The organism is Luteimonas sp. GW821-FHT14E02 (genome assembly GCF_058803905.1).
In genome coordinates, this window is record NZ_JBXAPK010000014.1 from 57,619 (window position 1) to 81,586 (window position 23,968).

Here is a 23,968-nt window from a genome sequence, read left to right on the forward strand (position 1 = left end):
GCATCCGATCAGACCCACCGCAACCCTTTCAAAGGAAACTCCAGATGCAAACTGCAGCCGACATTATCGCGGCACTGAGTAATCCCGCCATTCGCATGGAGCAAGGCGACATCGTCCATTGCTTCGATCTGCTCAGGCGCCGACACGGCGATTGTGTTGCCGCCCAGGCGAGGTGTTTCCATCCAGGAGACAACGTCTTCTTTCGAGATCGAGCAGGCCGATTCCTCCACGGAAAGGTCACCCGCATCAATCGGAAGAGTGTTTCCATCCTTGTTGGAGGCACCACCTGGAAGGTATCGGGCGACTTACTGCGTAAAGAAGGCGAGGGTGATGGCAAGGAACCGTGATGCCGTCTTGGTGGTTGCCAGAAACCACGACACCAGATTGCAACGAACCTGTCTGACGGGTGTCTGCCGATGTACTTCGCGCGAAGAAGCGCGAGGGAACGCTTGGCTTCTGTTCGGATCGAAGCGTTCATGTGTCTACCAAAACACTTCGGAGACACAACGATGAGCAAGGATATCCTGCAGACACAGAATGAAGGATGGGGATTCTACGGAACAATGGGCGGACATGCCGAGAGCGCTTGGTTGCTGGCCTTTGCCGCCATCGCCGAGGCCACCCGAGAATCCGCCGAGGCGGTGCGCTGGTTTCTCGACAGCCGCTACGGCCGGCACTTCGCCGACGACGTGCTCAATCGGATGCTGGACGGGAACACGTTGGAAGATGCGGTTGGGGCAGCCGCGACGTACTGGAGCACCAAGCGGATCAACCACTGGATCTGCTCCAAATACGGTGTTCCCTACCGCAAGACCATGCTGGCCAGCTACGTCGCCGAGTATCACGTCGCCGGCGAGGGCTGAGTGGAAATCCACCGCGCAGCGCGGAGCGCTTTCGCTCCGTGCTGACAAGGTGTCTGTCAGGTTAACCACAACCGCATCGGCGCGAACATCCTGCACTTCGTGCTTGGCTTCCACCTGCGTCGAAGCGTTCATGTCCATCCCTAATGAGATGGAGCTTGCAATGAACGCATCCCGTACCCTGAAAGTTCGTATGGCTCGCAAGGTGGGTGATTTGGCAGATTTACTTGATCGGCTTGCCGCCGAGGGATGGTATGACGAGGTGACGGCGTTGGTGGAGGAATCGCGCGTGATGACCGCAGATCAGTACGATGCCTTCGCTTCCAACTTCTTCCAGTCGCATGATTGGCTGGCGGATCGTGGCGGTCGCAATGCGCTACGCCAATGGCTGGTCATTGAGGTAACCGCGCCGGAGCGCCGCGCGCTGTACGTCGATTCTGAAGGTTATCGCTACGCCCGCTATGTCGGCCTCGCCGCCGAGGATTGAATGGCTTCATTCTCCGCGCAATGCGCGGAGGACTTCCGCCGCGACTTGCGGGACGATGGCATTGCCTCCGGCGCGCAGCTTAGGAATGCGGGCGGGAACCCCATCAGCCAGAAGACGAATGCTGGATTGAGGGACCCGGCGGGCTTTGCCGTCGTGTCCGACGATCCAGTCGCTTTGGGTCCAGGGAGCGATTGCCCGATGAGTCCCGGAATGGCGGGGTAGATGTTCTTCCCCTTGCGGTGATAGCCCCTGCCAGTCGCATCGACGGTATTGGGGGTCGGCCACAACGCCTTCACCGCATCCGCCAGGTTGACCTGATGGCCGCTCGTCATCCGCGCTTGCGCCTTCGCCGGATCCGCATACTCGCCGCCGCCGGCCTCGCGGGTCTGCGGCGTCGGCCAGAGCGCCATCGTCTGCGCCGCGAGATCTGGCGATCGGCCGCGCTCGACTTCCCGGCGCGCGCCCGGCGGGGTGCGGATCGACTTGTCCGCCGAGGCGGTCGGCGTCGCCCACAGTGCTGCGGCGATCTGGCGCGGCAGACCGTCGATCCTCGATCGGCCATCCGCGCGCTGCAGTCCCATCCCCGGGGAGTCCTTCCAATCGCGCGCCATCGGCGTCACCCATAACGCCATCTCGGACGGCGACGAACCACAGGCGATCACGGCGGTGCGGCGCGTTGACGGCACAAGCCGGGACAACGACCGCCCGGCAGGTGTAACCGATGCTTTCCAGATCAGCGAATGCTCCGTCGAGCCAACCGCGGCCAGCTGCTGCCGCAACCTGCTCTCCCACCAGGACAGCGGGCCTTCGGGCACGGACGAGGCGAAACACGTCGGGCCATAGGTGCCGTGGATCATCAATCCCGCAGCCTTGGCCGGCGACCGAGAACGGCTGGCAGGGGCAGGACGCTGTCCAGAGTTCCTCGTCCTCCGGCCAGCCGGCGAGCAGGGCGGCAAAGCCCCAGGTACCGACGCCGGCGAAGAAGTGGACTTGTTTGAATCCTTCGAGGTCATCGGGCTGGACATCGCGGATGCTGCGCGGGTCGACCACGCCGCGCGGGATCGTGCCAGCGTCGGACAGGTTGCTTAACCACAAGCACAGGTACGGATCAATTTCGTTGTAGTAGGCGAGATGTTGCTTGGCTTCCTGCCGGACAAGAGCGTTCATGTGGTCACTTCAACCAGCAGGCGATCGACATGACTGAACCGAACCACTCGCTCGAAGAGATCACTACCGACACCCTCGAAGCACTGGATGATGTGCTTGCGCAGTTGCGTCGCACGCTTCGAGATATTGAAGTGAACAAGGCGGCGCTGCATGCAGCGGACCGCGCGTATACGAAATGGACCATCGTGTCGAACGTCAATTCGATCCTGGGCTCGGAGTTGCCGCTCGGGCTGCCGCTGCTGCGCTTGGCCCGTCACGAGGAGGCATTGCAGCGCATCGACGCTACTGAATCGAAACCGAAACGCACTGCGTCGTCGGGGGTCAGCAGCAATGGTTGAATGGAACGTCTATGTCGACGGCAAGTACGTCGGAACGGTTCATGCCGTGACCGAGAGCGAAGCACGTTGCGCGGCTTGGTCGGTCTTCGATCCTCCCGAGCAGGCCGAGATCTCGGTGTCCAGGCGTTAGTGGATTGGCGTGCCTGCTTCCTGGTGTTCTGCCTCGCCGAAGCTCATTCCGTCGACCTCACGCACTGCCGTCAGCCCGGTGTAGTACTGCCAGCGCCGGATGCTGAGATCGACGTACCGCGGATCGATCTCGATGGCGCGTGCGCGGCGCGATGATTTCTCGCAGGCGATGATCGTCGTGCCCGAGCCGCTGAAGGGCTCGTATACCAGATCGCCGACAGCCGAGTTGTTCAGCACCGGCCGCAGCATCGCCTCGACAGGCTTCTGCGTGCCGTGCGTGGTGGCCGGGTCTTCCTCGTCCGTGCCGTAGGCGATCTGCCACACGGTCGATTGATCACGTGCACCGTTCCAGTGGCCGGCGGCGCCGTCCTTGACCGCGTACCAGCAGGCTTCGTGGCCCCAGTGGTAGTGGCCGCGCGAGAGTACGAAGCGGGACTTCACCCATACGATCTGCGAGCGCACGTTGAAGTCGCACGATTCCAGGCTCGCCTGCACCGTGCTGGCATACAACGCTGCATGCCAGATGTAGGCCACATCGCCGGGGAACAGTGCCCAGGCCTCGCGCCAGTCGGCGCGGTCGTCGTTGCGGACCTGACCGAGGCGCTGCGTGTTGTTGACGCCGGCCTCGTGTCGCCAGCCCGGGTTGTACTCCACGCCATACGGCGGGTCGGTGACCATCAGGTGCGGGCGTTCCTCGCCGAGCAGGCAGGCGACATCGTCGGCGTTGGTGGCGTCGCCGCACAAGAGCTTGTGCTCGCCAAGGAGCCACAAGTCGCCGGGGCGAGAGACCGCGGCCTCCTGCAACTCCGGCGTCGCGTCATCATCGGTCAGGCCGTCATGTGTCTCTTCGGCCTCGCCAAGCAACCGACCGAGTTCGGCATCATCAAAACCGATCACCGACAGGTCGTAGTCAGCCGCCTTCAGATCAGCCAGTTCCAGGCCGAGGAGTTCCTCGTTCCAGCCGGCCTGCAAGGCGAGTTGGTTGTCAGCGATGATGTAAGCACGGCGCTGGTTGGGCGTGAGGTGCGCCAGTTCGATGACTGGTACCTCGCTCAGGCCGAGCTGGCGCGCGGCCAGCAGCCGGCCGTGGCCGGCGATGATGCCGTTGTCGCCGTCGACCAGGATCGGATTCGTCCAGCCGAATTCGGCGATGCTCGCGGCGATCTGCGCGACTTGCGCATCCGAATGCGTGCGTGCATTTTTTGCATATGGAATCAGCGACGCGATCGGTCGCTGTTCCACGTGTAACGTCATCATGCGGCAGGCGCCGTTCTCTGCGCGGCGACATCGCGCCACGATTGATCTGTGTTGAGGAGGGTGATCGGCACCTTCGGATGCGCGCGCTGGAAGCGCACAAGCGCGACGTCGACGTAGCGAGGCACCAGTTCGACCGCGCGCAGCGCGCGCTCGGTCTTCTCGGCGGCGAGCAAGCTGGTGCCCGAGCCGCAGAAAGGTTCGTAAACGATCTCACCGGGGTCGCTATAGGCAGCGATGATGTGCTCAGGCAGTCCTATCGGGAACACGGCTGGATGGTCGAGACCGGTGCCGAGGCGGCGCCGGTTCCGGGTGATGCGGATGACGCTGTCGGGTACGCGCGTGGGCTGCACCGGCATGTGCGGCTTGTTCCAGACCGACAACTTGCCATCGCGGCCACGCAGGTTCGATGCCGTGCCGTCCTCGCGCAGATGCTGATATGTGCCCGCCCACTTGCACGGCACGATCTTGTTCGGCTCGCGCGGGGTCTTGTTGAAGTGGAAGACGAATTCGAAGCTCGGGGCGAGGCGGCCGTACCAGCGACCGGGGAGGTGACCCTGGTCCCACACGTACCAGCCGTAGCGCCGCCAGCCCTGCGTCTGCATCCAGCCAATCCACGGCTCCCAGTACGGGACCACCTCGTTGCGTTTATGGACGAGGCCGAGATTGACGAGCACCTGGCCGTCACCGCGCAACGGCGCTGCGGCGAACACCGATTGCATCAGCGCGTCCCAATCGTGGACGCGCATGCCGGCATAGATGCGCTGGGCGACATAGGGCGGTGAGGTGAAGCACAGCGCTGCGCGCTCGCCCTGCATCAGCTTGTCGATGAGCGCGGCATCGCCGGCGTCGCCGCAGGCGAGCCGGTGCTCGCCGAGTTGCCAAATGTCGCCGACGCGGGCGACACCAGGAATGGATTCGGACACACAGCTCCCATCGATGCTTGCGGCCGGTATGGCTGCGGTCGGCGCCCGCCCGTGACGAACGGTGATCCGTTTTCCGCCTGAAATCCGAGTTTCGGATTGAGGACCCTACAGCCTCACATGTCGCCGCACATGGCCCGTCCTGGCGGCGGACCTATTCCCATGAAAAGGAGTCACCATGAATCGCTGTCGCATCACGTCATCCGCGCTTTTAGTTGCCTGCGCCGTTCTTTCGAACGCAGCATCCGCCGGTCAAAGAGTCCCGAGCGATGTCAGCATCAATCTGTCGGGTAAGTACGCTTACGGCTCGTTGGCAACCGTGCACAACAGCATCGATAACATACAGTCCATTGGCTGCCAGATCGTTTCACAAACCGGATTTCCAAATCCAACCGCAACCTGCAGCGCTCTTGACAAGAACCGCGTCGCGGTGTCGTGCATGACGAGCGAGCCGCAGATGGTTCATATGGCCGAGGCGGTGGGCAACGACTCGCATTTGCACTTTGCTTGGAATGACAACGGCACATGCAAAGTCATCACGGTCAACCACTCATCCATGTTTGACACAAAGATACCGTGACGATTGGTTCACGCCTTAATTTATAGCTGAAACTTCCACGCACGAGTGCAGGTTAGACGCCTGCGCTTGTCTCAAGAACTGCGCCAAGGGCGCATTGCGTATTCCTATAGGAGACCGGTCATGAAAGGTATTTCAATCGCTCTATCCGCTATTTGCGGATTCTTGTTCTCCATTCCGCTAGCACATGCAGGAGCAACATTTTACTGGCCTGTTGAAGTGAACACAGTTGACAGGCTGGCTTATGGAACAATGATCGGAGCGCGCAGTAGCTCAGACACCATTCAACGTATTGGGTGTGCCGTCAAGTATGGATATCCTTCCAGCTCATACCCGTATCCCGGTGCCAGCCAGCTATACGTGTCGTGCAGTGCGGCCAGCACAACGGCGTCTCTTTACTGCATTTCGTATGATCCGGTCATCATTGACATTGCGCGAACGATCACGTCGGCATCGGCAATCGGTTTTGGCTCGGATAAGAATGGCGTCTGCACGAAAATTTTCGTTGACAACGATTCTTCCCACACGCCATGACTGAATGAACCACTGCCTCGGTGATTTGTTCTTTGTCCGGAAGGAGCCGGTGCAATAAACCTCATGAGGTTCTAAAGCTTATCGCTCGCTGGCGGGGCTCATGGCGCCCTGCCAGCTTCTTTGATGAGGAGAGGGGATGCGAACCTGAGTGCGAACCCGAGTTCGCACCCTGTCGCTATCGAGATTCCGCGGCTGTGCCCCCCGCTTGTTGCAGTGCGGGGGAAGGACCCGCGTTAAGGAAGCTGTCTGAGACAGACTTCGATCCGTTAAGGATGCTGTCTGAAAAAGAGCCTCGCCGCAGCCCGGTCGGGAACAGGGGGGTGTTACGGCCAAGCGGCGGCGAGGCGGACGGAGATTCGCTTAAGGTTTGTTTGTGGTGCGTGAAGGCGATCGAATCTAAGCGGGCGTACATTCGGCTCCCTGCCACAGGGCGCGCGCTGGGTCATGGAGCACGAGCAGTTTGTCCAACTGGCGGTCAAGCACGCCGCCATCGACACCCATTCGGTGCAGTCGATTCGAGAGCGCAATGCCATCGGCCGGCAGCTTCATGCGATGGCAGCGGATGCGATGGCTTCACCCACCGGCGTCAACGAACTCCTTCGTCTACTCGATGATCCGCATGCGGCTGGTTGGGTCGCGATTGCCGCTTTGGACAACGGCATCCTGACGCAGGATCAGCGGATGCGTTGCATGGCCACGGTCACGCGTCTTGCGAGCATCGATGGCACGGCGGGCATGAAAGCACGCGCCTGGCTGTTCGATCACGGCCACACAGACAGCGTGTCCGCCAACATGCTCAAGGCGGGGCAAAAAAGAGCCTCGCCGCCGTCAGCCCGGGCATAGTCCGAATTAGCGGCGGCGAGGTGTGGAATGCATCTCACGCTCCCACTCTCAAGGTGGCGAATGCGTTAACGGCGCGAAGGCGTCTATGCACGCAGATAACGTTTCGGAAGACCGTGGGCTGCTTGCATCTGCTCCAACGTTACCTTTCGCCACTCCAGCAATCGGCCTGTTGCTTTTGCATATGCGGCGCGGCAAGCAGCATGGAATTCTTCCTTGTCCGCCGCTGAGGCGAAATCGAAGGCAAACCATTCGCCTCGGGTTTGACGAGCAGCAAAGCGTCGCTTGAGACGATTCTCTGCCCGCATTGCTTGCGACTTTGTTCCCACATAAGCCCACACGGCCATCCCGATGGCAAACGGGCTATTGCAGTGAACCTCGTACAGGCGATGCACGGGCGAGGTGCTGATGCCAATTTTCACTAAGCCGCCGCCATCGGGCATTTCGGTCAACGCGGCATACAACGACCAGCCCGCCAAACTCAGCTTCATGCGGCCATCACTGCAGTACTGGTCGACACGTACAACGCTCATCAATGAGACCCTTTCAATCCACGATGCCGACTTGCTGACAATGGCGATTAGCCTACGCGAAGCAGTGATGTTTGTTCCAGAGAGAAATATGGCGGGCAATGTATGCATATGTACGCAAACGCATACAAACGCGTGCAAACGATTCAACTCGTCGGCGCGCGTGCGCTGGAAACGATGCGCGGCGGGGTGTCGTTGAGCTGTACCACGATCAACGCCAACGCAAATTGCCAGTGCCGCCACGCTGTCTTGCGATCGCGGCCGATGCGCCCGCAGATCTCGCGCCACGGCAGATACGCCGCGCGCCACCACACCAGCTTGCGCTGTTCGACGTCGAGCCACCGTAGCCAGCGCACGGTCTCATCGAAGCGATCCAGTGCCGCGGGGGACGGGCGGATGCGCAGGATGATCTTCTCGTCGGCGTAGCCCTCCCAGGCTTGGCGGTTGAACCCGGGCCAGGAGTTGAAGTGGCCCTGCACGCGGGCAGGAGGTAGCCGGTGTGCCGTCAACGCCGCTTCTTGGAAGCGATCGGCGACGTTCTTGATCGTCCAGTGCTTGGTGGCCGGTGACCGAGAGGGGATGTGATGCATCGTTTGGTCTCGCTAACTTGATGATTTCCAAGACGTGGTGACCGAAGGTGACCGTTCTACTGTTAATCCCTACACGCGCGCGCACTTAGAAGTAATCAGAACGACGGTCACCTTCGGTCACCATGCGCCGGTGCCGGGTTCTGCATGGGCGGGGAGGAGTGGCTTCAAAGCGAGCCCGGCGACGCCCTTGACGCCACCATGCAGGCGGACTCTCACGAAGCCGCGCGAGACGAGCTGCTCCATGAACCAGCGGATGTTGCCGGGAGGTTCCCCGCGCTCTTCCGCGCGCATGCGCCATCGTTGGTACAGGCTGGCGCAGGCCGCCTTGTTGCGTGGGGACAGCTCGCAATCGAGTGAGAGGAAGTCTCGGAAGGGGTCTTCATCCTCGAAGTACTCCTGGGTCGCCTCCACGACCATCCGCGGCGGATTGAGGCCCTCCCGTTGCCAGGCCAAGCAGCCGGCAACCGCCCAGGTCATGATCTCGTCGCGTTCGGCGAGCAGTGCCTTGATCAGTTTCTTGTCGCGCTTGTGCGGCGGGATGGTGACCGTGAAGGGGATCAAGTGCAGGCGTCGCTTGATGGCCTCATCCACATTGCGGATGGACGGTTTATGGTTGCCTGCGATCGCCAGCTTGAACTGCGGGATGTACTCGAAGAAATCCTGACGCATGAAGCGCGCGGAGATCTTGTCGCCGCCGGTGATGGCTTTGAGCTTGGCTTCGTTCCAGTGCCGGCCCTGTTCGGTTTCGATAGAGGAAACGAAGCGCGCGCCGCGCAGGCCCGCCAGATCCGTAGGATGGCGTTCGTTGCGGGTGTCCATGAAAGTCTCCATCGACGCATTGGCAGCGTAATCACCTAGAAGCGCAGAGACGACGTTGATGAAGACGGACTTCCCGTTGGAACCGGTGCCGTAAAGGAAGAACAGCGCATGCTCACCGGTGGTGCCGGTCAGGCAGTAACCGACGACACGCTGCAGATAACGCTGCAATTCGACATTGCCGGCAGTGATGTCGTCCAGGAAATGCAGCCAGAGGCTCGGAGCGGCGCTGCCGCCGATGGAGGCGGTCGCCATGCGGGTATGGCGCTCGGCGCGCGCGTGCGGGCGCACCACGCCGGTTTTCAGGTCAATGATGCCGTCAGGTGTATTGAGCGCCCAGGGGTTGGCGTCCCATTCGTCGGTGGTGGCGGCATGGACGCGGTCGGCGCGCGCGAAGCGTTCGACCGCAGCGGTGGTCGCGGCGCTGGCCAGCTTGATCTGCTCGCTCTGTTTCTCCGACAACTCGGAGGCGGCACGGCAGATGCCGCGCGCGAGATCGAACACGGCGAGCGTGCGGTCGGCGCTCCACCGTCTCCCATCCCACACGAACCATTGCCCCCACGGCGCGCAGTAACGCCAGTCACGCCCGTACTTCCTGGCAAAGGCGGTGGCGATGCCATCCTCGGAGCGCCAGTTGACCCCGGAGAAGTCGACCGCCGCTTCTTTGCGTTCGACTGGAAACCGTTGTCCCGCGCGTAGGAATCCTTCGATGTCGAAGGGTTCGGTGATTGCCTCGTCGCTGTGTTCGGCGACGGCATTGGCGGCGTCCCATCCCTCGGGCTTTTCTTTGGGTGGGTAGAGGATGGCGCAGGAGGCCGCGCCGGCGGCCATGACGGCGTCGGCGGCCTGCACGGCGTAGTCCCACCCCGGCTGGTCGCGGTCGGGCCAGATCAGGACATGCTTACGCGCCAGCGGCGTCCAGTCGGTTTTCTCGACCGGCGCATTGGCGCCATGCATCGCGGTCGTCGCGCAGATGCCGACGTCGATCAGTGCCTGCGCCGATTTCTCGCCTTCGACCAGGACGACGGTGATCGCATCGGCCATCCCCGGCTGGTTGTAGAGCGGGCGCGGCGAGGGCGGGGCGGGCTTGCGCCGCTTGGGATCCCAGGGCCGGTACTCCTTGCCGCTGGGCGGGTCGTAGCGGTAAACGCAGGCGACGAGCTGGCCGTTGGCGTCGAGGTAGTCCCACTTCGCGGTGGGTGGGCCGAGATCGTCCAGCAGCGGCTCGGGCTTGCCGCGCACGCGGGCGGCCGGCGCGCGGCCGAGCAGCGCGCGCGCCTGCTCGAGCACGGCGGCGAAGTCACTATGGGCATCGAGCCCGTAGTGCGCGGCGATCAGGTCGAACAGGTCGCCGCCGCGGCCGGTGGCGCGGTCGGTCCACAGGCCCGCCTTGTCGCCGGCGAGGACGACTTCCAGGCTGTCGCCCGCAGTGCCCGCGACGTCGCCGACCCGAAAGGCCTGGCGGCTGACCTTGCCGTTGGGGAGCAGGGCCGACAGGACGCGCGGCAGGCTGGCCAGTAGATCGCGGCGGACGGCGTCGCGTTCGCCGGATCGGTGGCGATCGGCATCGGGGGGATCGTTGAAATCCATCATGCCGTCGCACGGTCTTTGAGCGCGTTGTGGAGGGCGGCGATGGCGGCGCTGGCACGCTTGCACAGGGCGAGCTGCGCAGACATCCGCGGCTTTTCCCAATCGATCTCTGCCAGGAAGCGGTCGACAAATGTTTCGGGCGTGAGGTTGTCGACTAGCACGTTGTGCGTGAACTGTTCCAGGCGTGCGAGCGTCTCCCGTACCAGGACGCTGCTCCCGTCCGGTTTGGGCAAGAAGTCGGTCCGTGGCGTCTTGGGCTTTTGTGCCTGACTGCGGCTGATCGAGTTTGTCACGGCATGTTGCCGCTGGCGCTTGTCCTCGATCGCCACGATTTTGGACTGTGCTGCGGGACCGAGAGTGGCGATGCGATCGGCTTCGTTTAGCGTGATCGTTCCAGCCTCTACTTTCTCCACCAGCGCCCGAATCCCGTGGCGATTAACCTCGGCCGCCTTCCTCACATTGCGTGAAGACACACTCAACATCCGACCGGCTTCGTTTTGGCTGACCGGCGAAATAGGCAGACCTGCCGATTTCAGCCGCTGGCCTACTCCGAGGTTGGCCAGCTTGACCGCCACCATTGCCCGCTGGGAGTCGGACAAGTGGCGTCGTGCCAGGTTCTCGCTCAGCACGAAGGCGAGCGCATCTTTGCCGGTGTACTGCTCAAAGCGCGGATCCACGCTGGCGTCGGTACAGGCGCGGTAGCGGTGGCGGCCGTCGAGAATCTTCCCTTCGAACAAGACGATGGGATGGCGCAGGCCGTTGGCGCGGATGTCCTCGACCAGGCGGGAGAATTGGTCGGCCGGCATATCGGGCAAGGTTTCGCATAGGGGGTGCAGGCCGTAGGTCACGAGGCGATCTCCGGGAAGGCTTCGTCGGAGCGGGGGAAGAGTGAGCGCCAGTGCGAGATGGCCTTGCCAGCGCGGCGCGCGTTCCATGCCTTGATGCAGGCGTGGAGTTGGGTGCCGTCATCGGCCAGTCGGCGTTCGACACGGTCAATCAGGAGTTTCTCGCGCAGGCGGTACACCGGATCCGTCTTGCCCAGGTGATCACCTTCGAACAACTGCTCGATGAAGGTGTCGGCAGCCGGGACGTCGCTCTTGGAAAATACCCAATGCAGGAAAAACGCCTTGGCGTGGGCGATCGGAATCATTTTGTGCGGCAGCGCCGCGATGAAGTTGCTCGTGGACGCCAACAGCGGATCGCTGTGCCAGCACTTCAGCATGAGGTGGTTCGGGAAACGGTACGAACTGTGCGGCAGCTGCCCTGACAGATAGTTCATGACCATCGGCAGCGCCGCGGACGCGATGCGTGCCTCGTAGACGCTCACCCCTTCGATGACGAGGATGTCGGATCCGGTGCGGCGTCGGCCGGTGTCGAGGTTGGCGAAGACGGCATCGTCCAGGCCGGTGTTCACGAGCCAGGGTGCGGTGACACCGGATTCGGTGATGGCCGAGAGCCGATGCTGGCCATCGAGTAGGCGGCCGGTTTTGGAGAACTTGATCGTCTCGCCCGTGAATTTCCAGGCGTGGAGTTTCAGATCGGCGGCGTACTGTGCCACCGCCTTTTGCCGGATGGGACGATTCGCATCATTGCGATGCAGCCAGGCGAGTGCGATGTCGGGGGAAATGTTGACGCTGACGGTATTGAATTCTTGGATGTCGGGCAGGAGCAGCGCCGCCTGCCGGTAGTCCTCGGCAGGGGCTGCCACATTCAGGTCAAACAGGTCTGCTAGGGTGGTCATGTGTCCTACTCTCCGGCCCCGGTGTACGGGGTCTTTTTTTGCGCGCCGGCGGGACGCGCGCCGTGGCCGCGTCAGTCGGGGAAGCCCCAGCAGCGGTCCTGCCAGGGACACCGTTTGCAGGCCGGGTGGGTGGGCGTGGTGCTCACGCGTGGCAGCAACTCCTGCGCATCGGTGGCACAGAGCACGCGCACGCCGCGGTCGCTGGTGGCTTGCGCGAGCGCGCCGTCGAAGGGCACCAGTTCGATGTGCAAGCGCGCATCGTTCTTGTTGATCGCCAGGAAGAAGGCGGGGTTGCGCGCGATGCCGGGGAAACGGTCGGCCAGGTATGCCTGATAGAGCGCCATCTGCGCCGCGTACTGCGGGTAGACCGTAGCGACGCCGTCCGCGACCGTCTTGGTCCAGTACTTGTCGGCCATGCTCTTGCACTCGAAGAGCATCGGATAGCGCAGGCTGAGCACGGCGGGGCCGCCGACGAACACACCGTCGACGTGACCCTGCAGGCGGCCATCGCAGACCGAGAAGCCGAACTGCTGCTGGTTGGCATCGCGCGTGAGCAGCTTGAATCCGGCCAGGCGCAACCAGTTGACCGCGAGGTCCTCGAGGACGTGGCCGATCTCGAAGATGCGCAGCGATCGGCCCGGAATCTCGCGGCCGCGATCGACTTGCGTGCGCGTGATCTGGAATTGCATGGCGCGCGCGCAGTCCGCGCCGAGCGCGGAGGCCCCGAGGTAATGGCGCTTGGGCGCTTTGCCACGCTCGGTCTGCAGCGCGCGATCGATCAGCAGATTGATGTGCTCGGCGGTCGGCGGCCGGTGATTGAAGTCCAGCATCGGCGTCAAAACGGAATAATGGGGTCGTCAATGAAGGGTGCGTCGGGCGTGGGGAAGCGCGCGCCGGCATCGGCCTGCAAACACGTTTCGTAGGCGGCGATGACCGCCTCCACGAGCTGCGTTGCCTGCTCGCGGCTGTAGCGCGCCACGGGCACATCAAAGCCGATGCGCTCGGCCACGCCGCCGATCGCCTGCAGGCAAGCGCGCTGTGCAATGGGAGAAAGGGGGAGGGACATCGGAACCAATTCCTCGATCGCCGCCGGGTCACGCTGGCGGCGCACGTCGTAGAGCAAGTGGAAGGCGTCCTGGCAGCGCCGGGAGCAGAAGGCCCAGCGATGGCGGTAGCGCCGCGCATCGCTGGGGCTGTAACGCAGATCCAGATGGCTGAAGCCCGCGGCGGGTTTGCCGCAGGCCCAGCAGTTCACACCCATCGCGGCGTCGGGCGCTCCTGCTGCACGCGATGGGTCTTCACCGTGTAGACGTAGGTGCCCAGGTCTGAGGAGAGCTTCTCCATGTGCTCGAGAATCTGGCTGAATTCTTCGCCGTTGATGTAACCCTCACGCGCCTGCTGGAACGCGCGACGCAGCATGGTGTTGTTGTCTCGCATCCATTTGCTGTCGACCAACAGCGGCGCGAAGATCACGCGCATGACGGCGGCGGCCATCGGCGGCGAGGGATGCACGTCGATCAGTTCCCACTGCGCCTCGGACCACTCTTCGAAGTGCTCGCGCGGGTCCTGCACCCACTCGATCTTGACCAGGTCGGTCTTGGGATCGGCAAGCAGACAGGCGAAGCCGAAATTGCGCTTCACGGGACACAGAGTGATAAAGGCGAGCAGGTACTTGGCGTGGTCGTTGTTGTGATTCATGGGGACGTCCTGTTAGGCCCAGTCCGGGCGTGGGGGAAGCGCGCCGCTGCGCGGCGCGGATGCGGCCGGTGCGGCCGTGGGGGACGCCGCCGCGGCGGGCGCGACGTGGGGGGACGTGGGGGTGCCCACCGTGGCGGCGTATTTGGGGTGGTCGGGGGTGATGGGCAGGCCGATCACGGCCTTGTCGTCGCCCTGGGTGCCTTTTTCCCAATCGACCAAGCCGACGAAGACGATGCCTTCCAGATCCCCGATGCCGCGGATGATTCGCTTGTTCTGCGCGGTCTCGGAGTTGTCGTTCGGATAGAGGCCGTGGGCGGAATTGAGCATGCCCTTGATGAAGGCGCGGCCCATCTGCGACCACTCGGGTCCCTTGTTGCTGTGCAGGCCGATGTTCGACCACAGCTTGCGCTTGGCGTATTGGCCGTCGAGGACGACGAACTCGCAGTTGAGGTAGACGGCACCGGTGTCCGGGTTCTGTGTGGCCCAGCCGCCGTCCCAGCCTTGGGCCGGATCATCGAAACCACCAGGACGGATGTGCATCCGCACCTTGAGCGCGGTGCCCTTCGGGATGGGCGCGAAGCCGACTGGATCGTCAGCGTTGTTGAAGTCTTGCCATTGATTCATGACTGCGGTGCCTCGGGCAGTTGCGGGGAGAGAACGGGCGCGGCGGCGCGCAGCGCCCACGCGCGCGCGGTGCCGGGAGGAATGGGGGTCGAGAGCTTGACCATGAGCTGGCCGAGGTTCGGCGGCTCGATCAGCTCAAGGCGGCCGCTGCGGTCCTTGGCGGGATAGCCCCACGGATTGATCGTGCGGCAGACGAACACGCGGATCGGATCACTGCCTTCTTCGGGCGTGTACTCGGCGAGCGTGATCACCTCGTCCACGATGCCGGGCAGTTCCAGGCCGGTTTTGTTGCCATCGATCTGCAGCACGAAGTGCAGGCGATTGAAATCATCGACCTTCTCTTCGAGGATGCCGACGAACCAGACGTGCTTCCCGCGCGCGTGCTGGAGGTGCGTGAGCCAGCCGATCATTTCCTGACCGAGCAGGCCATACATGCCGCGCTGGTCCGGCTTGCCGGTCTTCTCGGAGACCGCCTGCGGCTGGCCCTTGCACCACTGCATGCACAGGCGGCCGGCGACGGTGATCGAGTCGATGAAGTAGGTGTCGTACTTGGCCAGCACGACGTCGGGGTCGCCGTAGCGGCTGCAGACGTGCTCGTAATGGGCCTGGCTGTAGGTTTGATCCTCGCGCATGGCCTGGTTGGGGCCGGCGAGGAAGACGGCGATGTCGCGGCACTCGGACCAGGTGCGCGGGCGCAGCGAGTCGCCGGGCCAGTCCTGCACGGCCAGGTCGCCGGCTTCGAGGTCCACGAACAGGGTCGTCGCTGGATCCAGCGTCCACAGCTGCGAGGTCTTGCCGATGCCGAACTTGCCGATGAGCACGCCCTTGACGCCGCGGCGCTCGGCCATGCGCTGGTCGGCAGTGATGATGGGCAGCGTCACGGCGCACCGTCCTGCGGCAGCAGGGCCAGGCGATAGCGCGGGTCCTTGAGCGTGACGATGCGGGCGCGCGCGAAGGAGTACTGCTGCTCGGTCGTCCAGTCGCGGTAACGCGTCTCGTTGATGCTGAGGTGCGCGTCGATGTATCGGAACGGGTTCTCGCCCTGACGCATCAGGCGGGCGGCAATTTCGCCGAGGATCGTCTGATCCCAGGACACTTCCTTGTCCGACTCGGCCGTGACGCGCACGTTGCCGTCGCTGAAGACGACTACGCCCGTGTCGATGCCCTCGGCGCGGCGCTCGGCCTGCGCGCGGCCGGCGTAGCGCATGTCCAGCGCGCGCTGGATGTGCTGCACGTAGAGGTCCGCCTTGGCGAGCTGGTCCTCGGCTTCGTGCCGGAGGTGGAAGAGATCTTCGGCGCACAGCTGCGCCAGCAGGCGGGCCGGGATGTCCGCGGCCTGCTCGGGGGAGAGTTTGGTCATCGGCGAGCCTCGAAGTCGTGATCGGCGTGGGGTTGCAGCGAGTGCCGCTCATATCGCTCGATATCGACGTTGCGGTAACGGATGCGTCCCCGGATCTTCAGGAACACGGGGCCGATGCCCTCGAAGCGCCAGCGCGCGAGCGTGGCGGTGGTCAGGTTCCAGCGCCTTGCCAGTTCCTTGGGGGAGAGATGCGAGGATTCGAGCATGTGCGTTAACTCGTGATATCGAATGCGAACGGATGCATTCGTTGGCGCACATCGTCTCGCCCAAGAACTTGTGAGTTGTAGTCGCGGTAGCTTGTGAGTTGCTTGCGAGTAGCTTGTGAGTTCGAGCGCAGCTTGGGAGTAGCTTGTGAGTGGCGCTGTCCTAGGTGCGCGCGAAAAAAAAGGCCGGCGAGCGCCGGCCTGGTGTTCCAGAGAAGTTGCGGATTACAGCGGGACGGGTGCCTTGAACCAGACCTCGCCATGACCGTAGCCGAATAGGGCTTTGAAGTCTGGCTTGCGGCAGACATGCTGGAGATCGGTCGCGCTCTCGCTGTACCCCGCGATGCGCAGGACATCTTCCATCCTGGGTCGCAGATTACCTTTGCGGAAGGCATCGACCATTGCCAGCACGAACCGACGCTGATACTTGCCTCGCAGGTGTACTTCGACGCCGTTGACGCGGAACCACGCTCCTGTGGGGTGGACCTCGACGTTCAAATCGGGTGGCGGCAAGGTTGCATCGCTTCCGAAATCGAAGCGTGCGAGCACCGCCTCGTGATCGTGCAGGTGCAGCCCTTCGGTATCGAGCATGGCAATATCACGCAAGACCACGGCAACGCGACGACTCGGGATCTGCGATTTCTGCGTAAACGATGCCTTGCGCGACAGGAGGACGAGATAGCGGTGCCAGACCGGTAGATCTTTCAGCAGATAGTCGATGCTCGCGTCAGCTGCGGGACTCGTCACACGCGCAAACAGCAGCTTGATGGGCTCGCCCAGATGGAGGAATTCGCCGATCTCCCAAAGATGGTCGGGCAATAGTTCCAGAGACTGCGTTCGCCTGACACCGAAGGGGGCTGCCAGTAGCTCGAAAAGCGTTTCGAGTGACAGCGCCAGGGTCTCGTGCTGGTTATCAGACATGTCCACGATCGTCGCGCAACTCATGCAGAAGAAGTCGTACTCGCCATCGGTCGAGGGCAAGGGGTTGACAGTGGGGTGTCTGCAGATCGGGCAGGTCAGCTTGATGATCTCCGGCGCGGGACGCAGGAGACCAACGGCAAGCCACAGATGACGAAGCCGCGTGGTGCATTCGTCACCTGGTTCGACCAGGGGGAGGCGCAGATCCAGACCTTTCGTCTCGATCAGATGCAGCGCGCCGTTGAGTGTGGCGCGGGGAGAGTGCGTCTTGTCTCGATCGCGGCAGGCGGTCTTTTGAGGCGACGCGCTCGACGGGGTGGCGGGTTTCTTGGCCGCCTTTGGGTCCTTCGTAGCGGGGCACATTGTTATTGTTCTTTGTTGCAACCGGCGGGGGCCGGAATACCTAACGTGGTCGGAAGACGACCGGGGTTACCTCATCGTTCGCTGCGGTCCCGAACGCACGGCTTATGCGATGACTTAACAAATTTATAATCGCAGGGAAGCGGCGTGTCTATAGATATTTGCCTATAAACGTCTAGAGATTTGCGTAGCGGTCATACAGACACTGCGTCACATTTCCTAGATAGGAATGCAATTGCTGTAGACATGCGCAAACGTGTGCAAGCGATAGCAAACGTTTGCATATGTACACAAATGACCACACGTCGAGTCCAAGCATGCGCTGCTCGTGGATGATCGCAGTTCGATCCTCTCCTGCTATCCACGACCGATGCTTCCACCCGAAAAAATGCGCCAAAACGAACGTTGGGCTGAGATCGTCGCATTGCTCGCCGCCGGCGTGCAGCGCGCGGCGAATGCCTCGCAGAGACCGTTAGGCGTTGACTTGACCGCCCCCCGAAGCGTGCATGTGTCACCCCAGAGACCGGAGGATGAGCATGCCGCATGACCTAACGGTGGCCGCGCAACTGGCGCGGCTGCCAGAACTGTCGATGTCTGATTTGTGGGCGCTGTGGGATAGGCATTTGCCTATGCGCCCGCGTCACCATAACCGCGACTACATCGAATCGCGCCTGGCCTATCAGATCCAGGCCGTCGCCTACGGTACGCTGCCGGCGGCGACGCAGCGTGCGCTGGAGAAGATTGGGGAGGCCCGGGCAGCGACCGGTCCAGGTCAGGCACAAAAACTGACACCCGGGCTGGTGCTGGTGCGTGAACACGGTGGCGTCGAGCATCGCGTCGTCGCCAAGCCGGATGGCACCTATGAGTATGCCGGACGGAGCTTCCGCAGCCTCTCGGCAGTCGCGCGCACGATCACTGGCACGCGATGGAACGGCCGGCGCTTCTTCGGCCTGCGCAAGGAGGCGTGATGAGCACGATCCTGGATGTTAAAGCCCCGCGGCGTTGCGCCATCTACACGCGTAAATCCACCGACGAGGGACTCAATCAGGAGTTCACCTCGCTCGATGCGCAGCTAGAAGCGGGCCTGGCCTACATCGCCAGCCAGAAGCATGAAGGCTGGGTATGGACCGGTGAGCGGTATGACGATGGCGACTATTCCGGCGGCACGGTCGAGCGGCCGGCGCTCAAGCGCCTGATGCGCGACATCGAAGCGGGCAAGGTCGACGCGATCGTCGTCTACAAGATCGACCGCTTTACCCGCAGCTTGTGGGATTTCGTCGCCATCGCGGAAAAGCTGCGCGCGCGGGAGGTCGCCTTCGTGTCGGTGACGCAGCAATTCAACACCGCGACACCGATGGGCCGGCTGATCCTCCACATCCTCTTGTCCTTCGCACAGTTCGAGCGTGAGCAGAGCATCGAGCGGGTGCGCGACAAGGTCGCGGCCAGCAAACGCAAGGGCATGTGGATGGGCGGCGTGCCGCCGCTCGGATATGACGTGCGTGAGCGGAAGCTGATCATCAACGAAGAGGAAGCCAGCCTGGTGCGGCAGATCTTCGAGCGGTTCCTCGACCACGGCTGTGCTGTGACGCTTGTGGCCGAGTTGGCGACTCAGGGCCACACGACGAAGGCCTGGCTGACACAGGGCGGGCAGTCGCGCGGCGGCGCGCAGATCGACCGGGCTTTCATCTTCAAGCTGCTGCGCAACCCGGTCTACATCGGCGAGGTGGCGCACAAGGGTATGACATATCCCGGCCAGCATGCCGCCATCGTGCCGCGGTTGGTGTGGGACAAGGTGCATCGGGTGCTGGAGACGAGGAAGTTGTCAGCAGGCCGTACTCGCGCTGCGCGCACGCCACCCGCGCTGTTGCGTGGCCTGCTCTATGCCGAGGATGGAAGCAAGATGTACCCGACCTTCACCCGCCGTCGCGGAAAGCTGTACCGCTACTACCAGGCAAAATCGGACAAGCGATTCGGACATGGTGCGACGGAGCATCGTCAGATTCCCGCCGGCGAAATCGAGGAGGCAGTCATGGGGCGCGTGCTGGACGCGCTGGCGGCGCCGGAACTGGCGATCGCGGTGATGCAGCGCGCGAATGCAGGCGGGGCGGCCGTAGACGAGGCACAGGTCGTAGTAGCCCTCAAGCGCCTGACCGGGGTGTGGGAACAGTTGTATCCCGAGGAGCAGAATCGGCTGCTGTGCCTGATGATCGTTCGCGTGCAGATCACGCACAAGGGCGTGGACATCGTGTGGCATGACGATGGCCTTGCGAATGCCGCTGGCGAGTTCTTCGACCATCCTTATGTGCGCGAGCAGCGCGAGGAGGACGCGGCATGAAGAGGACCACGATCGTGCAGGTGGGTGAGGTTCGGCGCTCTGTGCGCGACGGCCAGTACGTCACCCATATTCCGCTGGAGTTTCGCAGGCGCGGAGCACGGAAAGTCTTGATTCCCCCACCGGGGCAGGAGATGACTGTTGGCTCGCAACGTGCCGATCGACCATTGCTGATGGCCTTGGGGCGAGCGTTCTATTGGGCGCGCATGCTCGAGGATGGCGATTACGAGGATGCGAACGCGCTGGCGAAGGGCGTAAAAATCCATGCGGTAACCGTAAAGCGTATGCTGCGACTGACGTTGATCGCACCCGACATCGTGCAGTCGATCATTGCGGGTACCCAGCCTCGCACACTTACGCTGGAGAAGATCTTGGAGGGCATGCCAGGGGATTGGGAGGAGCAGCGTCGAGAATGGGGATTTTCCTCAGCCGGGTAGCCCCTTTACGACGACTGCTTCGGCTTGGCTGAATTAGTCATCGACCCATCTCACTTCACGAACGAGCGAGCCGCGGCCATTGTGGCCGATGATGATGTGGCCGGCATGGTGATAGCGTAGGTATGCGCGGAACGAGCGTAGCTTCTTCCGATCGTAGGCGAGACTCTGTGATGGTCTTTTGATCTCGAGCACGGCAATGTTATGGGCGTCAGAATTGCGCTCATGGATGAGGATGTCGGGGAATACTTTAGATGACGTTGGGTTGCCAAAAATCTTGAGCATTTTTGGCGCCTGCAGATGTCGGTTGTACTCGCAGTCAAGAGACAAGGGAGAGCGAAGGTATGGCGACATGGCCATGTAGTGAGCGATCTTGAAGTGCAGCGCGCGTTCGCAGAGTTTCAAATCGAGGAGTTGAAAATCATCAAGCACCAATCGATCTAATGCGCCATTGACCATGGCAGTTACTTCGTCACGAGTCATAAATTCCCTCTGATGCTATCGCCTGACTTGGATTTCGCCAGGCGGCTTCAGGTTGCATCAACTATGAGGCAATGGACAGCAAGTCGGCCCTACCCAGGAAAGGCCGGGAACTTCTCATCAGGGTGCTTGGCCTTCCATTCTTTGTAGGACGAGCTGCCCTCCCATATGGTGAACGCCCTGGGCGGGCGCCCGCGACCGGACCATGTGTCGCCGGTGTGAGGCAGCCAGTACTTTGGTTGAACCTCTTTCGCTGGGGAGGCGCCTTTCGCCTTGGGCCTTTCTACGGCCACGAGAGCGGCGATATCGTTTTTTTGCTTCGTGGAGAAGTGGCCGCGATAGGTCTCGAGCTGGGACAGGACCTTGTTGAATGCTTCTGCGGCTTCTTTCTGCCGGAGCTGTGTTTCTTGTTCTTCGAGATCGTGTAGCTCTTGAGTGAGTTTCGCCTTCGCTTCGGCGATGGATTTCAGGCTGAGTGAGGGTTTTGTCGTCATTGGCTCTATATAATGTGGAGGTTGAAGATTGTTGCTTCTTAAGAGCGTTGCGACTCGAGTTCGGGGTCAGGAGCTGAGTTCGCAGCCAAACTCTACACCGAGCCAGTGCCGCGCCTCCGCGTGGATGCGGACGGCTTTGGCATCATTGCTCATCAGCCCATCGAAGTATGTGGCATAAGTAGCGAAGTTCATGTCGATGATGTCGTTTCGTAGCCTAATTGGTGCTGTATCCAGGGCGCCGCCATTTGCAGCCCAATCCAGTGCCAGCAACAACATGCACATTGCGTTACGGAATAAGAATGAATTTGGAAGTTCACTTCGCGTTGGTAGATCTTCGACATCCGGATGTCCTTCAAACAATGTGCCTGCCATGATGAAAAGGTGATCGAGCATCTTTTCTTTCATCTCTTGAGAGTAGGGCGCCTTATTGCGAACAATCGTGCGCTCCTCTTTTGTGTACAGCGCGGCCATTTCTGCTATGGCTTGGCCGGTAGTTTCGGCATCTTTGAGCATTCGTTCAAGATGTTGGCTCGCCTCGGCTCCGTGTTCCAGGATTTGGGCTTGGATACTTCGATCACCTTGCTGAGCACGGCGAATGCAATGTGCGTAAGTGTCAAATTCTTTGGTCAAGCGTTCATCAATGAAGCGATTCTGGAGGTCATGACTACCTCCGTTCATGGCGCCGCATTCGCGAGTTCCTTTTAGGACAATGATCTGCTGGGGGAATTCGCTTACGATCTCCATCGTTCGATAGATAGCTGGCAAATTCGAGCCTTTGTAGGCTTCCATCGCGACGTAGTCGGTCAGTATCGCGAAATTGTCGGCTGATTCAGAGAGGTAGGCGCGCAAACCCAAGTCTTGGAGCAAATTACTGTCTACAACTTTCCGCATAAGGATTGTCAATAAAAAGTGGTCGACAACATTCTTGGCTACACGTGACGGCTATTCCATGGTGCGATGCTGATCGATGAGTATCCTTCTTCATCGGTATCTAGCTCAAGAAGTCCTATACGCAATAGTGTTTTTACGTGCTCATAAAGCTTTAGACCGTAATCGTTTATGCGCGCACCAAACATGAATTGATAGTACTCATTGCAGGCATTCGGACCGAATACTTCATCTCCGTTCTTGAGCGTGACGGTCATTCCATCCTCAGCTAGTTCTTCCTCGCCAGAGCTATTAATAAAGGTTTCGGGCTCGTACTCTTCGAGAGCGAACAAATCGAGGTAGGGGTATGCATCTTCAGGCTCTATTCCCATGTACTCCCAGTGCTCATGGATCATCCTCCAGCCGTCTCTGATTTCGGCGTTTTCATCAATCTCTCGTTCAAGTACACGAAGTTCATCTCGGGCTTTGCTGATCCAGTCAGTCCATATGACTGCATGCTCTGCGCTTCTTTCGCTTGCAGTCCCAAATAATTGAATCAAGCGGAAGTCACGACGAATCAGCTCTACGTCGTTATGCGGCGCTTGTAGAGCTTTTGCCCACTGCGCAATGTCGGCATAACGTAATAGGATTGCAAACGCCTGATCATCTAATATGCTTGAAACCGGAATACGTACTGTTGCTGTTTTTTGGTCGAGTTCTAGAATGCCGTGCCCCCAATCATCGCTTATGTACTTTTGTAGATTGATTACTAAAAATTGATCAACTGATTCGACATAGACGACAAGATGTGTCGGTTCCGACTCAAGGAACCAGTGGCGTAGGTGTTCTACCGACATGGACAAATCGACGGTTTCCAATGAGCCAAATTGCTCAGGGGAAAGTGTGGTAGACATCAGGCCCTTCATCTGGAACCAAACCACTGAACTGGTGACTTGCTTCTCTCCAGATTTGCGGTCTTTGGTCAGGTGCAGCCCGATATCTCGTGCTGCTCGATCCCGCTCGTACTTGACAAATATACCGTGTCGAGCGGCGAGTTCCTCGAACTTGGCCATGTATCGTTGTTCGAAGTCGTCCGTCTTTCCAATGACCAACATAAAAGCTTCCTTCGATAGGGTTTCGATAATTGCGACTTTGAGATCTGGTCTTATCGATTTGTTAGGTTCGCAGCCTTCATGAAGTCCGGCAGCAGCCGTGGGTCTTCGCCGGTCGACAGAGTTTCCTTGGTGAAGTCGATGAAGATACGCGCACCGGGGTTGTGGCTGGCGATCATACGCGCGTACATGGCGCTGAAGATGGCGTCACGGATGAGCGGGGCCAGTAGCTCGCGCTGGCTGATGGTCAGCGGAATGTCCGTGGCATAGAACATCGCATTGCGCACGACGCCCGCCACGTACTTGGCAGTGCCGCGGGTCTCTTCGAGGAGTGGATCCACCATTTTTGTGCTCCGGCCGTGAGGAAGGGCGCGCATCGTGGTCCACGCTCTTCAGGGGAGTCAACGGCGCTGCACGGTCTCCGGTCTCTGTTCGAGTTCGATCCTCCTCCGGTCGCGCGAGGGTGATTCGCAAACAGCGACTGAGGGGGTGCGCTAAGTCCCCGTCACGCAAGGGAAATTTTTTAGCGGTGCGAAAATGCCATTTTCGCAGAACGGAGACCGGAGACCACGCGGAGACGGAAATAGAGAAATTTTCGACTTTCCGACGAACGGGCCGTTTTCGCACAAACGCAAAAACACTGCGGAAATAGGGGGGAGTTGGACGAAAAAAAACCGACGGAGACTCGTCGGTTTTTTAGGGATGGTGGA

33 protein-coding genes are annotated in these 23,968 nt (G+C 61.2%); 12 read left to right on the plus strand and 21 right to left on the minus strand.

The genetic code is table 11. From position 1 onward, the window contains the following. Window positions 1–44: 44 nt before the first annotated feature. The 3 genes from AC1RNP_RS18295 to AC1RNP_RS18305 all read left to right on the plus strand — a co-directional run bounded on the left by AC1RNP_RS18295 (window position 45) and on the right by AC1RNP_RS18305 (window position 1,347). On the plus strand, window positions 45–347 hold the full coding sequence (locus AC1RNP_RS18295) for a hypothetical protein (protein WP_493052727.1): 303 nt from the start codon (window positions 45–47) through the stop codon (window positions 345–347). A gap of 162 nt (window positions 348–509) precedes the next feature. Beyond that, the gene (locus AC1RNP_RS18300; RefSeq protein WP_493052728.1) at window positions 510–863 is read left to right on the plus strand and encodes a hypothetical protein; all 354 of its coding nucleotides are present in this window, start codon (window positions 510–512) and stop codon (window positions 861–863) included. 160 nt (window positions 864–1,023) lie between these two features. Beyond that, window positions 1,024–1,347 (plus strand): hypothetical protein, encoded by a 324-nt coding sequence (locus AC1RNP_RS18305; RefSeq protein WP_493052729.1) that lies wholly within the window; start codon window positions 1,024–1,026, stop codon window positions 1,345–1,347. Between the two features lie 6 nt (window positions 1,348–1,353). On the opposite strand, the gene AC1RNP_RS18310 is transcribed toward AC1RNP_RS18305, so the two are convergent. After that, window positions 1,354–2,295, minus strand: a complete 942-nt coding sequence (locus AC1RNP_RS18310; protein WP_493052759.1) for a DNA cytosine methyltransferase — start codon at window positions 2,293–2,295, stop codon at window positions 1,354–1,356. Here AC1RNP_RS18310 and AC1RNP_RS18315 point away from each other — a divergent pair. The 3 genes from AC1RNP_RS18315 to AC1RNP_RS18325 all read left to right on the plus strand — a co-directional run bounded on the left by AC1RNP_RS18315 (window position 2,191) and on the right by AC1RNP_RS18325 (window position 2,982). Further along, window positions 2,191–2,436 (plus strand): hypothetical protein, encoded by a 246-nt coding sequence (locus AC1RNP_RS18315; RefSeq protein WP_493052762.1) that lies wholly within the window; start codon window positions 2,191–2,193, stop codon window positions 2,434–2,436. The genes AC1RNP_RS18310 and AC1RNP_RS18315 overlap by 105 nt on opposite strands. 107 nt (window positions 2,437–2,543) lie before the next feature. Further along, window positions 2,544–2,852, plus strand: a complete 309-nt coding sequence (locus AC1RNP_RS18320; protein ID WP_493052730.1) for a hypothetical protein — start codon at window positions 2,544–2,546, stop codon at window positions 2,850–2,852. Then, on the plus strand, window positions 2,845–2,982 hold the full coding sequence (locus tag AC1RNP_RS18325) for a hypothetical protein (protein WP_493052731.1): 138 nt from the start codon (window positions 2,845–2,847) through the stop codon (window positions 2,980–2,982). Before AC1RNP_RS18320 ends, AC1RNP_RS18325 begins: the two co-directional genes overlap by 8 nt. Here the strand turns inward: AC1RNP_RS18325 and AC1RNP_RS18330 are convergent. Beyond that, complete coding sequence (locus AC1RNP_RS18330; RefSeq protein ID WP_493052732.1) at window positions 2,979–4,238, minus strand: site-specific DNA-methyltransferase; 1,260 nt, start codon at window positions 4,236–4,238, stop codon at window positions 2,979–2,981. The genes AC1RNP_RS18325 and AC1RNP_RS18330 overlap by 4 nt on opposite strands. After that, a complete protein-coding gene (locus tag AC1RNP_RS18335) occupies window positions 4,235–5,161 on the minus strand; it encodes a DNA-methyltransferase (protein ID WP_493052733.1) in 927 nt (308 codons plus the stop codon). The genes AC1RNP_RS18330 and AC1RNP_RS18335 overlap by 4 nt, the downstream gene beginning before the upstream one ends. Window positions 5,162–5,336: 175 nt before the next feature. Between AC1RNP_RS18335 and AC1RNP_RS18340 the strand changes: the two genes are divergently transcribed. The 3 genes from AC1RNP_RS18340 (at window position 5,337) to AC1RNP_RS18350 (ending at window position 7,112) form a co-directional block, all read left to right on the plus strand. Further along, a complete protein-coding gene (locus tag AC1RNP_RS18340; protein WP_493052734.1) occupies window positions 5,337–5,738 on the plus strand; it encodes a hypothetical protein in 402 nt (133 codons plus the stop codon). A gap of 120 nt (window positions 5,739–5,858) precedes the next feature. After that, window positions 5,859–6,269, plus strand: a complete 411-nt coding sequence (locus tag AC1RNP_RS18345) for a hypothetical protein (protein ID WP_493052735.1) — start codon at window positions 5,859–5,861, stop codon at window positions 6,267–6,269. A gap of 444 nt (window positions 6,270–6,713) precedes the next feature. Next, the gene (locus AC1RNP_RS18350; RefSeq protein ID WP_493052736.1) at window positions 6,714–7,112 is read left to right on the plus strand and encodes a hypothetical protein; all 399 of its coding nucleotides are present in this window, start codon (window positions 6,714–6,716) and stop codon (window positions 7,110–7,112) included. 83 nt (window positions 7,113–7,195) lie between these two features. Here the strand turns inward: AC1RNP_RS18350 and AC1RNP_RS18355 are convergent, their stop codons facing one another. From AC1RNP_RS18355 to AC1RNP_RS18415, 13 genes are all read right to left on the minus strand, one after another. Then, window positions 7,196–7,642 (minus strand): GIY-YIG nuclease family protein, encoded by a 447-nt coding sequence (locus AC1RNP_RS18355; RefSeq protein WP_493052737.1) that lies wholly within the window; start codon window positions 7,640–7,642, stop codon window positions 7,196–7,198. Window positions 7,643–7,785: 143 nt separating this feature from the next. Next, entirely contained in the window at window positions 7,786–8,229 is a 444-nt protein-coding gene (locus AC1RNP_RS18360) for a DUF6362 family protein (protein ID WP_493052738.1), read from the minus strand. Window positions 8,230–8,346: 117 nt separating this feature from the next. Beyond that, the gene (locus AC1RNP_RS18365; RefSeq protein WP_493052739.1) at window positions 8,347–10,635 is read right to left on the minus strand and encodes a phage/plasmid primase, P4 family; all 2,289 of its coding nucleotides are present in this window, start codon (window positions 10,633–10,635) and stop codon (window positions 8,347–8,349) included. Next, the gene (locus AC1RNP_RS18370; protein ID WP_493052740.1) at window positions 10,635–11,483 is read right to left on the minus strand and encodes a ParB/RepB/Spo0J family partition protein; all 849 of its coding nucleotides are present in this window, start codon (window positions 11,481–11,483) and stop codon (window positions 10,635–10,637) included. The genes AC1RNP_RS18365 and AC1RNP_RS18370 overlap by 1 nt, the downstream gene beginning before the upstream one ends. Further along, window positions 11,480–12,487: a hypothetical protein gene (locus AC1RNP_RS18375; protein ID WP_493052741.1), complete on the minus strand. Its 1,008-nt coding sequence runs from the start codon at window positions 12,485–12,487 to the stop codon at window positions 11,480–11,482. Before AC1RNP_RS18375 ends, AC1RNP_RS18370 begins: the two co-directional genes overlap by 4 nt. Further along, complete coding sequence (locus tag AC1RNP_RS18380; RefSeq protein WP_493052760.1) at window positions 12,448–13,206, minus strand: hypothetical protein; 759 nt, start codon at window positions 13,204–13,206, stop codon at window positions 12,448–12,450. The genes AC1RNP_RS18375 and AC1RNP_RS18380 overlap by 40 nt, the downstream gene beginning before the upstream one ends. A gap of 5 nt (window positions 13,207–13,211) precedes the next feature. After that, a complete protein-coding gene (locus AC1RNP_RS18385) occupies window positions 13,212–13,637 on the minus strand; it encodes a DUF6511 domain-containing protein (protein ID WP_493052742.1) in 426 nt (141 codons plus the stop codon). Beyond that, window positions 13,628–14,074: a hypothetical protein gene (locus AC1RNP_RS18390; protein WP_493052743.1), complete on the minus strand. Its 447-nt coding sequence runs from the start codon at window positions 14,072–14,074 to the stop codon at window positions 13,628–13,630. Before AC1RNP_RS18390 ends, AC1RNP_RS18385 begins: the two co-directional genes overlap by 10 nt. Before the next feature lie 12 nt (window positions 14,075–14,086). Beyond that, window positions 14,087–14,698, minus strand: a complete 612-nt coding sequence (locus AC1RNP_RS18395; protein ID WP_493052744.1) for a hypothetical protein — start codon at window positions 14,696–14,698, stop codon at window positions 14,087–14,089. Beyond that, entirely contained in the window at window positions 14,695–15,579 is an 885-nt protein-coding gene (locus AC1RNP_RS18400) for an ATP-binding protein (protein ID WP_493052745.1), read from the minus strand. The genes AC1RNP_RS18395 and AC1RNP_RS18400 overlap by 4 nt, the downstream gene beginning before the upstream one ends. Further along, on the minus strand, window positions 15,576–16,058 hold the full coding sequence (locus AC1RNP_RS18405; protein ID WP_493052746.1) for a hypothetical protein: 483 nt from the start codon (window positions 16,056–16,058) through the stop codon (window positions 15,576–15,578). Before AC1RNP_RS18405 ends, AC1RNP_RS18400 begins: the two co-directional genes overlap by 4 nt. Continuing rightward, window positions 16,055–16,264, minus strand: coding sequence for a hypothetical protein (locus AC1RNP_RS18410; RefSeq protein ID WP_493052747.1), 210 nt, complete (start codon window positions 16,262–16,264; stop codon window positions 16,055–16,057). The genes AC1RNP_RS18405 and AC1RNP_RS18410 overlap by 4 nt, the downstream gene beginning before the upstream one ends. 222 nt (window positions 16,265–16,486) lie before the next feature. Beyond that, entirely contained in the window at window positions 16,487–17,542 is a 1,056-nt protein-coding gene (locus AC1RNP_RS18415; protein WP_493052748.1) for a hypothetical protein, read from the minus strand. A gap of 533 nt (window positions 17,543–18,075) precedes the next feature. Between AC1RNP_RS18415 and AC1RNP_RS18420 the strand changes: the two genes are divergently transcribed. The 3 genes from AC1RNP_RS18420 to AC1RNP_RS18430 are packed head-to-tail and all read left to right on the plus strand — an operon-like array spanning window position 18,076 to window position 20,308. After that, entirely contained in the window at window positions 18,076–18,507 is a 432-nt protein-coding gene (locus tag AC1RNP_RS18420; protein WP_493052749.1) for a DUF2924 domain-containing protein, read from the plus strand. Then, complete coding sequence (locus AC1RNP_RS18425) at window positions 18,465–19,874, plus strand: recombinase family protein (RefSeq protein WP_493052750.1); 1,410 nt, start codon at window positions 18,465–18,467, stop codon at window positions 19,872–19,874. The genes AC1RNP_RS18420 and AC1RNP_RS18425 overlap by 43 nt, the downstream gene beginning before the upstream one ends. After that, window positions 19,871–20,308: a hypothetical protein gene (locus AC1RNP_RS18430; protein WP_493052751.1), complete on the plus strand. Its 438-nt coding sequence runs from the start codon at window positions 19,871–19,873 to the stop codon at window positions 20,306–20,308. The genes AC1RNP_RS18425 and AC1RNP_RS18430 overlap by 4 nt, the downstream gene beginning before the upstream one ends. A 33-nt stretch (window positions 20,309–20,341) precedes the next feature. Here the strand turns inward: AC1RNP_RS18430 and AC1RNP_RS18435 are convergent, their stop codons facing one another. The 5 genes from AC1RNP_RS18435 to AC1RNP_RS18455 form a co-directional block, all read right to left on the minus strand. Continuing rightward, on the minus strand, window positions 20,342–20,788 hold the full coding sequence (locus AC1RNP_RS18435) for a hypothetical protein (RefSeq protein ID WP_493052752.1): 447 nt from the start codon (window positions 20,786–20,788) through the stop codon (window positions 20,342–20,344). A gap of 89 nt (window positions 20,789–20,877) precedes the next feature. Then, a complete protein-coding gene (locus AC1RNP_RS18440; RefSeq protein ID WP_493052753.1) occupies window positions 20,878–21,279 on the minus strand; it encodes an H-NS histone family protein in 402 nt (133 codons plus the stop codon). Between the two features lie 66 nt (window positions 21,280–21,345). After that, window positions 21,346–22,128, minus strand: a complete 783-nt coding sequence (locus AC1RNP_RS18445) for a hypothetical protein (protein WP_493052754.1) — start codon at window positions 22,126–22,128, stop codon at window positions 21,346–21,348. A gap of 80 nt (window positions 22,129–22,208) precedes the next feature. Next, window positions 22,209–23,219, minus strand: a complete 1,011-nt coding sequence (locus AC1RNP_RS18450) for a DUF4365 domain-containing protein (RefSeq protein ID WP_493052755.1) — start codon at window positions 23,217–23,219, stop codon at window positions 22,209–22,211. A 92-nt stretch (window positions 23,220–23,311) separates the two neighbouring features. Further along, complete coding sequence (locus AC1RNP_RS18455; protein ID WP_493052756.1) at window positions 23,312–23,602, minus strand: hypothetical protein; 291 nt, start codon at window positions 23,600–23,602, stop codon at window positions 23,312–23,314. Window positions 23,603–23,968 lie beyond the last annotated feature (366 nt).

Excerpts from the sequence above, each read along its gene's own strand:
- AC1RNP_RS18305 (WP_493052729.1), top strand. The coding sequence starts at position 1,024 with ATGAACGCATCCCGTACCCTGAAAGTTCGTATGGCTCGCAAGGTGGGT.
- AC1RNP_RS18360 (WP_493052738.1), bottom strand. The coding sequence starts at position 8,229 with ATGCATCACATCCCCTCTCGGTCACCGGCCACCAAGCACTGGACGATC.
- AC1RNP_RS18440 (WP_493052753.1), bottom strand. The coding sequence starts at position 21,279 with ATGACGACAAAACCCTCACTCAGCCTGAAATCCATCGCCGAAGCGAAG.
- AC1RNP_RS18300 (WP_493052728.1), top strand. The coding sequence starts at position 510 with ATGAGCAAGGATATCCTGCAGACACAGAATGAAGGATGGGGATTCTAC.
- AC1RNP_RS18450 (WP_493052755.1), bottom strand. The coding sequence starts at position 23,219 with ATGGCCAAGTTCGAGGAACTCGCCGCTCGACACGGTATATTTGTCAAG.
- AC1RNP_RS18420 (WP_493052749.1), top strand. The coding sequence starts at position 18,076 with ATGCCGCATGACCTAACGGTGGCCGCGCAACTGGCGCGGCTGCCAGAA.
- AC1RNP_RS18430 (WP_493052751.1), top strand. The coding sequence starts at position 19,871 with ATGAAGAGGACCACGATCGTGCAGGTGGGTGAGGTTCGGCGCTCTGTG.
- AC1RNP_RS18405 (WP_493052746.1), bottom strand. The coding sequence starts at position 16,058 with ATGACCAAACTCTCCCCCGAGCAGGCCGCGGACATCCCGGCCCGCCTG.
- AC1RNP_RS18410 (WP_493052747.1), bottom strand. The coding sequence starts at position 16,264 with ATGCTCGAATCCTCGCATCTCTCCCCCAAGGAACTGGCAAGGCGCTGG.
- AC1RNP_RS18395 (WP_493052744.1), bottom strand. The coding sequence starts at position 14,698 with ATGAATCAATGGCAAGACTTCAACAACGCTGACGATCCAGTCGGCTTC.
- AC1RNP_RS18380 (WP_493052760.1), bottom strand. The coding sequence starts at position 13,206 with ATGCTGGACTTCAATCACCGGCCGCCGACCGCCGAGCACATCAATCTG.
- AC1RNP_RS18330 (WP_493052732.1), bottom strand. The coding sequence starts at position 4,238 with ATGATGACGTTACACGTGGAACAGCGACCGATCGCGTCGCTGATTCCA.
- AC1RNP_RS18345 (WP_493052735.1), top strand. The coding sequence starts at position 5,859 with ATGAAAGGTATTTCAATCGCTCTATCCGCTATTTGCGGATTCTTGTTC.
- AC1RNP_RS18340 (WP_493052734.1), top strand. The coding sequence starts at position 5,337 with ATGAATCGCTGTCGCATCACGTCATCCGCGCTTTTAGTTGCCTGCGCC.
- AC1RNP_RS18365 (WP_493052739.1), bottom strand. The coding sequence starts at position 10,635 with ATGGATTTCAACGATCCCCCCGATGCCGATCGCCACCGATCCGGCGAA.
- AC1RNP_RS18355 (WP_493052737.1), bottom strand. The coding sequence starts at position 7,642 with ATGAGCGTTGTACGTGTCGACCAGTACTGCAGTGATGGCCGCATGAAG.
- AC1RNP_RS18350 (WP_493052736.1), top strand. The coding sequence starts at position 6,714 with ATGGAGCACGAGCAGTTTGTCCAACTGGCGGTCAAGCACGCCGCCATC.
- AC1RNP_RS18295 (WP_493052727.1), top strand. The coding sequence starts at position 45 with ATGCAAACTGCAGCCGACATTATCGCGGCACTGAGTAATCCCGCCATT.
- AC1RNP_RS18455 (WP_493052756.1), bottom strand. The coding sequence starts at position 23,602 with ATGGTGGATCCACTCCTCGAAGAGACCCGCGGCACTGCCAAGTACGTG.
- AC1RNP_RS18390 (WP_493052743.1), bottom strand. The coding sequence starts at position 14,074 with ATGAATCACAACAACGACCACGCCAAGTACCTGCTCGCCTTTATCACT.
- AC1RNP_RS18320 (WP_493052730.1), top strand. The coding sequence starts at position 2,544 with ATGACTGAACCGAACCACTCGCTCGAAGAGATCACTACCGACACCCTC.
- AC1RNP_RS18325 (WP_493052731.1), top strand. The coding sequence starts at position 2,845 with ATGGTTGAATGGAACGTCTATGTCGACGGCAAGTACGTCGGAACGGTT.
- AC1RNP_RS18415 (WP_493052748.1), bottom strand. The coding sequence starts at position 17,542 with ATGTGCCCCGCTACGAAGGACCCAAAGGCGGCCAAGAAACCCGCCACC.
- AC1RNP_RS18425 (WP_493052750.1), top strand. The coding sequence starts at position 18,465 with ATGGAACGGCCGGCGCTTCTTCGGCCTGCGCAAGGAGGCGTGATGAGC.
- AC1RNP_RS18385 (WP_493052742.1), bottom strand. The coding sequence starts at position 13,637 with ATGGGTGTGAACTGCTGGGCCTGCGGCAAACCCGCCGCGGGCTTCAGC.
- AC1RNP_RS18435 (WP_493052752.1), bottom strand. The coding sequence starts at position 20,788 with ATGACTCGTGACGAAGTAACTGCCATGGTCAATGGCGCATTAGATCGA.